Genomic DNA, 7,024 nt, shown 5'->3' with positions numbered 1-7,024 from the left:
GACGCTCGGACGCGATCGCGGCCTGGGGCGCCGCCAGGCGCTCAAGCAACTGGGCGTGCTGTTGGGCGCGGTCCCGCTGGCCTGGGCCGCCTGGCGCGAGGCACCCTGGCAGGACTGGCTGGCCGACCAGCACACCGCCATCGGCGAGGTGCGCGAGGCCGCTCTGCCGGATGGCAGCCAGCTGACGCTCAACACCGACAGTGCGGTCGACTTGCATTTCCATGGCGAACGGCGGTTGGTCCGCCTGCTGCGTGGCGAACTGCTGTTGCGCATTGCTGCCGGCCACCGGCCGCTGCTGGTCGACACGACGATGGGCACTCTGGCGAGCTCCACGGGTCGTTTCAGCCTGCGCGAGCGCGGCGATGATGCCCAACTGGTGGTGCTCGAAGGGACGGTGCGAGTGTCGCCCCGCGACGGCGCCCCGGTGTGGTTGACGGCCGGCCAGCAGGGCCGCTTCGATCGTAACCGGGTCGGGTCGCTGACGTCGGCGGATGCGGCGGCGGTGGCCTGGACGCGGGGCATGCTGATGGCCGACCGCATGGCGCTCGGCGAATTGGCCGCGGAACTGGCCCGTTATCGCCGCGGCGTGCTGCGCTGCGATCCGGCGGTGGCCGGGCTGGCGATTTCTGGCGCCTATCCGCTGCATGACCGCGAGCGCAGCCTGGCGATGCTCGCCGCCACCTATCCGGTCCGCGTGCGGCGGCTGACCGATTACTGGATCAGCCTGGAGCCGGCCGGCGCCTGAGGCGGGCATGGCCCGCTCCTACAGTGGTACGCCTATCCGCAGCAGGCAAAATCTTTTCCGGGCGGTGAGACCTTTTTCGATCTCGGCTGGCAAGGACGGTGAATCCATCCATTGCATGGCCCCAGGGCCTGAGGAAGCACCGCATGTCCGCACCGCATTCCCGTATCCCCGTTCACTCGTCCCGCCGCAGCCTGCGACTGGCGGTGCGCAGCGCCGCCCTGACCCTGGCCCTGGCGGGTCTCGGCCAGCCCCTGTTGGCGGCGGATACCCCGGCCGGCGAGGTGCGCAGCTACGAGATTCCGGCGGGGCCGCTGGGCAGGGCGCTGGCGACCTTCGCCAGCGAGGCGGGCGTGTCGCTGTCGTTCGACCCGGCCCTGACCGAAGGGCTGCAGAGCCCCGGGCTGAGTGGCCACTACGGCTCCGTCGAGGGCCTCAACCGTCTGCTCGGCGGCAATCGCCTGCGATTGCGGTTGCGCGAGGATGGCAGCTACACCCTGGTGCGCCTGCCCGCCGAGGCGAACATCCTGGAAATGCCCAGCGCGCTGGTGATCGGCCAGGCGTCCACCGACGCCCTGCCGGAAGCGTTCGCCGGCGGCCAGGTGGCACGAGGCGGGCGCCTGGGCGTGCTCGGCAACACCGACCTGATGGACGCCCCCTTCAGCATCACCAGCTACACCGCGCAGACCATCGAGGACCAGCAGGCGCGCAGCGTGGCCGACGTACTGGCCAACGAGCCCTCGGCACAGATCGGCAGCGCCCGCACCAACCTCAACGAAGATTTCTCCCTGCGCGGCTTTCCCATGGCCAGTGCCGACATCGCGTTCAACGGCATGTACGGCCTGGCGCCGCATTTCCGTGTGCCGGTGGAGATGGCCGAGCGCATCGAGGTGGTCAAGGGCCCGAGCGCGATGCTCAACGGCATGCCGCCGAGCGGCAACATCGGCGGGGCGGTGAATCTGGTGACCAAGCGCGCCGAGGATCAGCCGCTGGCGCGGGTCGGGGTCAGCTACCTGTCCGACTCGGTGTTCGGCACCCAGGTCGACCTCGGCCGCCGCTTCGGCGAAGGCAATGCATTCGGCGTGCGCTTCAACGGCGCCTATCGCGACGGCGATACCACGGTGGACCGGCAAGCGCTGGAAAGCCGTCTCGGCTCCCTTGGGCTGGACTACGCCGGCGAGCGCCTGCGGCTGTCGGCCGACTACATCTACCAGCGCGAGGACATCGACAACGTAGTCCGCCAGTTCTCCGTTGCCTTCGGCCCTGGCCTGACGAAGATTCCCCATGCTCCGGACAACGACCTCAACTACCCGGGCTACGGCTACTCCGAGATGAAGGACCGCACCCTGATGGTGCGCGGCGAATACGACCTGAGCGACCGCCTGACCGCCTACGCCGGCTATGGCGACCGCCGCAGCGAGATGGATGCGCTGGCCGGCAACGTGACGCTGCTGAACGACGCCGGTGATTTCACCTCGTCCCCGGCCTGGCAGATCTACGACGTGGCCTCCCACTCCGCCGAGGCCGGCCTGCGCGGCGTATTCGATACCGGGCCGGTGACGCACCGCCTGAGCCTCGGCGCCACCCGCGTGGTACAGAACGCTGACATTTTCTTCGACTTCAGCTCCTTCTCCGCGCGCAATTCCAACCTGTACGACCCGGTCTACAGCAGCACCCCGGGTACCGGCGGCATCGCCAAGCATGCCGAGAAGTACACCAGCGCCACCCTGACCAGCTATGCGCTGGCCGACACCCTGTCGGTGCTCGACGGCCGCCTCGAGCTGACCCTCGGCGTCCGCCAGCAGCGGGTCGAGGCGCAGAACTACGTGATGAACGTCGGCACCCCGGACGGTGCCGGCTACGACGAGGACGAACTGACTCCGTTGGTCGGCCTGGTGATCAAGCCGTGGGAGAACATCTCGCTGTACGCCAACTACGTGGAAGGCCTGAGCCAGGGCGAGACCGCGCCCATCGGCGCCAGCAACGCCGGCGAGATGCTCGCGCCCTATGTCTCCCGGCAGAAGGAAGTCGGCGTGAAGGGCGAATGGGGCACCTTCGGCGCCACCCTGGCCGCCTTCGAGATCGAGCGGCCGAGCAGCATTAACGACAACGGCCGTTTCACCGCCGGCGGCGAGCAGCGCAACCGCGGCCTGGAACTGAGCCTGTTCGGCGAGGTGATGCCGGGCGTGCGCCTGCTCGGCGGCGGCGCCTACACCCAGGCCAAGCTGACCAAGACCCAGGACGGCGCCAACGACGGCAACGATGCCATCGGCGTGCCGCGCAAGCAGCTCAACCTGGGCGGCGAATGGGATCTGGGCGCGGTCCCCGGCCTGACCCTGACCGCGCGCACCCTCTACACCGACGAGCAGTACGTCGACCCGGCCAACCGCCTGAGCATTCCGGACTGGGTCCGGGTCGACGTCGGCGCTCGCTACCGCTTCGTGGCGCAAGGCCGGCCGGTGGTGCTGCGCGCCAATCTGGACAACCTGTTCGACGAAGACTACTGGGGCACCTCGACCGCCGGCTACCTGTACCTGGGCACCGGGCGCACCCTGCAGCTCTCCGCGAGCGTGGACCTCTGACGAGCCGAGCCGAACATGACTGCACGAGCCTTGCGCAACTGGTACCTGGTGCACAAGTGGACCAGCCTGATCTCCACGCTCTTCCTGCTGCTGCTGTGCCTCACCGGCCTGCCGCTGATCTTCCACGAGGAGATCGAACACTACTTCGAGCCGCATCCCGAACTCGCGCCGCTCACCGCCGCGTCGCCGGCCATCGACTACGACCTGGTGCTGGCCCGCGCCCTGGCGGCGCGGCCCGGCGAGGTGGCGCGCTTCGTCTTCTTCGAGCAGGACGAGCCGCTCGGCGCGGTGCTCACCGCGCCGAGCCTGCAGCCGCCGCCGGAGAACGGCCATATCCAGCCATTCGATGCCCGCACCGGCGAGTTCTTTGATCCGCTGCCGCCGCCCGGCGGCTTCATGTACCTGATGCTCAAGCTGCACACCGACCTGTTCCTGGGACTGCCGGGCTACCTGTTCCTCGGCTTCATGGGCCTGCTGCTGGTGGTCTCGCTGGTGTCCGGCGTGGTGGTCTACACGCCGTTCATGCGCAAGCTGGATTTCGTCAGCGTGCGCAGCGGACGCAGCCGCCGGCTGAAATGGCTGGACCTGCACAACGCACTGGGCATCGTCACCCTGGCCTGGGTGCTGGTGGTCGGCATCACCGGGGTGATCAACACCCTGGCGCTGCCGATCCTCTCGCTCTGGCAGGGCGGGCAACTGGCGGAAATGACCGCGCCCTACCAGGATGCGCCACCGCTGCAGACGCCCGGCTCGCTGCACCAGGCGCTGGAGACCGCGCGTGCGGCGGCGCCCGGAATGGAGGTCAGCCTGGTGGCCTTTCCCGGCACCCAGTTCAGCAGCCGGCACCACTACGCGGTGTTCATGCGCGGCGCCACGCCCGTCACCGAGCGCCTGCTCAAGCCTGCGCTGGTGGATGCGCAGACCGGCGAGCTGACCGACATGCGCGAGATGCCCTGGTACGTGAAGACCCTGTTCCTCTCGCAGCCGCTGCATTTCGGCGACTACGGCGGCCTGCCGCTGAAGATCATCTGGACGCTGCTCGACCTGGTTTCCATCGTCATCCTCGCCAGTGGCCTGTACCTCTGGCTGGGCCGGCGCAAGGCGCCGCTGGAGAAGCGCCTGGCCGAACTGGATGCCGGTGGTCTGGGCACGGAGGGCGGAGTATGAGACGCGGATTGTGGCTGATCTTCCGCTGGCCCTTGGCGCTCGCTCTGCTCAGCCTCTTCGGGTTGCTTTCGGCATTGCTGGGCGATGGTATCCACGACCTGCTGTCCTGGTTGGCCCTCGGCATCCCGTTGCTGTTGATCGGCTGGGTGTGGTGGCGCGCGGCCAGGCCGGGTTGAGCGGGCGCGCTCAGGCGCGGTCCTGCCGCGCCAGGTACTCGGCCAGGCGCAGCGCCAGCTGCACGATGGTGTAGGTCGGGTTGGCGAAGCCGCCGCTGGGGAAGACCGAGGAGCCGGCGATATAGAGGTTGCGCTGGCCGAACACCTTGCAGTCGCGGTCGACGATGCCCTGTTCCGGCGTGCGCGCCATGCGGGTGCCGCCCATGTGGTGGCAGCCGCCGAGTTCGTCGTCGTCCGGGAACGGATCGGCGGTGGACAGCCAGTGCTCCAGGCGCAGGCGGCCGAAGTCGTAATCGGCGATATAGCGCCCCAGGCAACGGGCGCTTTCCAGGGCGCTGCGCTTGTCCTCGTCGTCCAGCGTCCAGTACAGCCTCACCCGGGGGATGCCGAGCCGGTCCTTCTCCGGTGCCAGCGTGACGCGGTTTTCCGCACGCGGGCGTTGTTCCCAGCTGGCGCGCAGCAGCGCCCCGTAACTCTGCCCCTGGCGATAATCGTGCAGCAGGGTGGCGGCGAGGCGCGGTGCGACCCGGGCCAGCCGGCGGATGCTGGCGAGCGCCTCGGCCTCGCCGCCGCGGATGATCCGCAAGCCGCAGTTGAGCAGTTGCTTGCGCGCCATCAGTTCCGGCGCGGGGGATACGAAACCGACGTTCTTCTCGTCGAAATGCAGGCCGGCGCGCTGCCTGAGCAGGGTCTCGCCGAGGGTGAAGTGCGGGTGCTCCATCCAGTAGCGGCCCAGGTCGCCGGCCGCCTGATCAATGCGCCCTGCGCCAGTTGGTTGCTCCACAGCAGCAGGCGGCTGTTCTCGATGCCGCCGGTGGCCAGGATGTAGCACCGCGCGGCGACGCTTCCGCGCATTCCGCCGGCGTCCACCTGCAGGCCGGTGACCGCCGTGCCGTCGCTCAGTATCGCCAGCAGGCTGGTATCCAGGGCCACCGCGACGTTCGCCGAGGCGAACAGGCGCTCCTTGTATCGCTGGCCGAAGTTCACCGTGGAATAGCGGAAGCGGCTCTGCTTGAGCGGCGCGCCGGGCAGCGGCGGTTCGTCTTCGGCGGGGCCCAGGCCGAACAGCTCGTCCGCGCGGGCCGCATAGGGCTCGAGGTCGCGGCGGTCGATCGGCCAGCCGCTGTCGGGCAGGCCCGGTTTGGCCGCGAAGTCCATCGCGTCCAGCGGCCGGCACCAGCCGCCCCAACCGTTCGACGAGCCGCCGAAGGCACGTATCCGGCAGCTGTCCAGCGGCCGGTAGACATGCCCGAGGGTTTCGCCACGATAGAGTTCCTGGCCCGCTGTGGAGGGCGATTCGCCGCCGCCTTCGAGCAGCAGGATGCGCTTGCCGGCGTCTTCCAGCGCCAGGGCCAGGGTGATGCCGGCCGGACCGCTGCCGACGATGCAATAGTCGAACGGCGGCGCTCCGGCGAGCTGTTCGACGCTGACCTTCATCAGTCGTCTTCCGGGCGCAGGATCCAGCCGCCGCGCTCGACGTGGCGTGCAAGGTGCGCACGCGCCCCGGGAAGCCCGGTGAGCAGTAGCAGGTTCAACAGGCCGAGCTTGAGCAGGCGTCGTCTTTTCATGTTCATTCACCGGCCTTTGCGGGCGCCACACCATCGGCGCGGGTTTCAAGGCGTGTGGCAAGCGCTAGCGGCGGGAGTTCCGCTGCCCCGCACCCTACAGCCCCAGCGCTTCGCGTAGCTCGGCGGCGGTCAGCATCCTCGCCGAAAGGCCGGAGCCGTAGTCGAAGCGCCTGGCGCTGCTCAACGGGCCGACGATCACCGGATCGAAGCCGGCATCGGTGATCAGTCGCGTAGCGACGCGCAGGGCCTCGTCATCATCGCCGGCCAAGGGGATGGCCAGGCGCTCGCCGTCGCGATGGGCCTGGCTGCGCAGGTTGTAGGCCGAGATGGCGTTGAACGCGCGGACCAGCCGCACGCCCGGCAGGAAACGCTGCGAGGCCAGTCCGGCGCCCAGCTCGCGAGCTTCCTCGGCCATGGGGCCGTCGCGCGCGGGGATGGGGTTGCCGGCATCCAGCACGATCTTGCCTTCGAGTTCCGTGGCGTGGTCGCGGCCCACCTGCGGGGTAGCGGCGTAGGGCACCGCCAGCAGGATCACCTCGGCGAACGCCGCAGCCTCGCGCACCGTGCCGACGCGGGCGCGCTCGCCCAGCTCGTCGGCCAGGGGCTGCAGGCGTTCGGGATGGCGCGAGGAGATCATCACCGAATGCCCGGCCTCCACCCAGAGCCGGGCCAGGGCGCTGCCGATATTGCCGGTGCCGATGATGCCGATGCGCACCGGCTGTTCCTGCGCCACACCCCATGCAGCGCCCAGCGCCAGTGTCAGGCCCAGCAGGCAGGCGGCGAGGCGGT

General features: G+C 69.4%; 8 protein-coding genes. 4 read left to right on the top strand and 4 right to left on the bottom strand.

What is annotated here, in order from left to right; all coding sequences use genetic code 11:
• The 4 genes from BAY1663_RS21605 to BAY1663_RS21590 form a co-directional block, all read left to right on the top strand.
• Nucleotides 1-745, top strand: a 745-nt coding sequence (locus BAY1663_RS21605) for a FecR domain-containing protein (protein WP_037044926.1), incomplete at its 5' end; no start/stop codon positions are given.
• A gap of 143 nt (nucleotides 746-888) precedes the next feature.
• Nucleotides 889-3,324 (top strand): TonB-dependent receptor, encoded by a 2,436-nt coding sequence (locus BAY1663_RS21600; RefSeq protein ID WP_128576435.1) that lies wholly within the window; start codon nucleotides 889-891, stop codon nucleotides 3,322-3,324.
• Nucleotides 3,325-3,339: 15 nt separating this feature from the next.
• Nucleotides 3,340-4,491 (top strand): PepSY domain-containing protein, encoded by a 1,152-nt coding sequence (locus BAY1663_RS21595; RefSeq protein ID WP_037044923.1) that lies wholly within the window; start codon nucleotides 3,340-3,342, stop codon nucleotides 4,489-4,491.
• Nucleotides 4,488-4,667 (top strand): hypothetical protein, encoded by a 180-nt coding sequence (locus BAY1663_RS21590; RefSeq protein WP_037044921.1) that lies wholly within the window; start codon nucleotides 4,488-4,490, stop codon nucleotides 4,665-4,667. Before BAY1663_RS21595 ends, BAY1663_RS21590 begins: the two co-directional genes overlap by 4 nt.
• 10 nt (nucleotides 4,668-4,677) lie before the next feature.
• Here BAY1663_RS21590 and BAY1663_RS25620 read toward each other — a convergent pair whose 3' ends face one another.
• The 4 genes from BAY1663_RS25620 to BAY1663_RS21580 form a co-directional block, all read right to left on the bottom strand.
• The gene (locus BAY1663_RS25620; RefSeq protein ID WP_256206949.1) at nucleotides 4,678-5,388 is read right to left on the bottom strand and encodes a GMC family oxidoreductase; all 711 of its coding nucleotides are present in this window, start codon (nucleotides 5,386-5,388) and stop codon (nucleotides 4,678-4,680) included.
• Entirely contained in the window at nucleotides 5,283-6,104 is an 822-nt protein-coding gene (locus tag BAY1663_RS25615; RefSeq protein WP_256206947.1) for a hypothetical protein, read from the bottom strand. The genes BAY1663_RS25620 and BAY1663_RS25615 overlap by 106 nt, the downstream gene beginning before the upstream one ends.
• Entirely contained in the window at nucleotides 6,104-6,235 is a 132-nt protein-coding gene (locus BAY1663_RS25610) for a hypothetical protein (protein WP_256206946.1), read from the bottom strand. Before BAY1663_RS25610 ends, BAY1663_RS25615 begins: the two co-directional genes overlap by 1 nt.
• Before the next feature lie 94 nt (nucleotides 6,236-6,329).
• A partial coding sequence (locus tag BAY1663_RS21580; RefSeq protein ID WP_051497208.1) for an NADPH-dependent F420 reductase occupies nucleotides 6,330-7,024 on the bottom strand: 695 nt, incomplete at its 5' end.

The organism is Pseudomonas sp. BAY1663 (assembly GCF_000582595.1).
Classification (GTDB): domain Bacteria; phylum Pseudomonadota; class Gammaproteobacteria; order Pseudomonadales; family Pseudomonadaceae; genus Stutzerimonas; species Stutzerimonas stutzeri_AF.
This window is presented reverse-complemented; position numbering and strand designations above follow the sequence as displayed.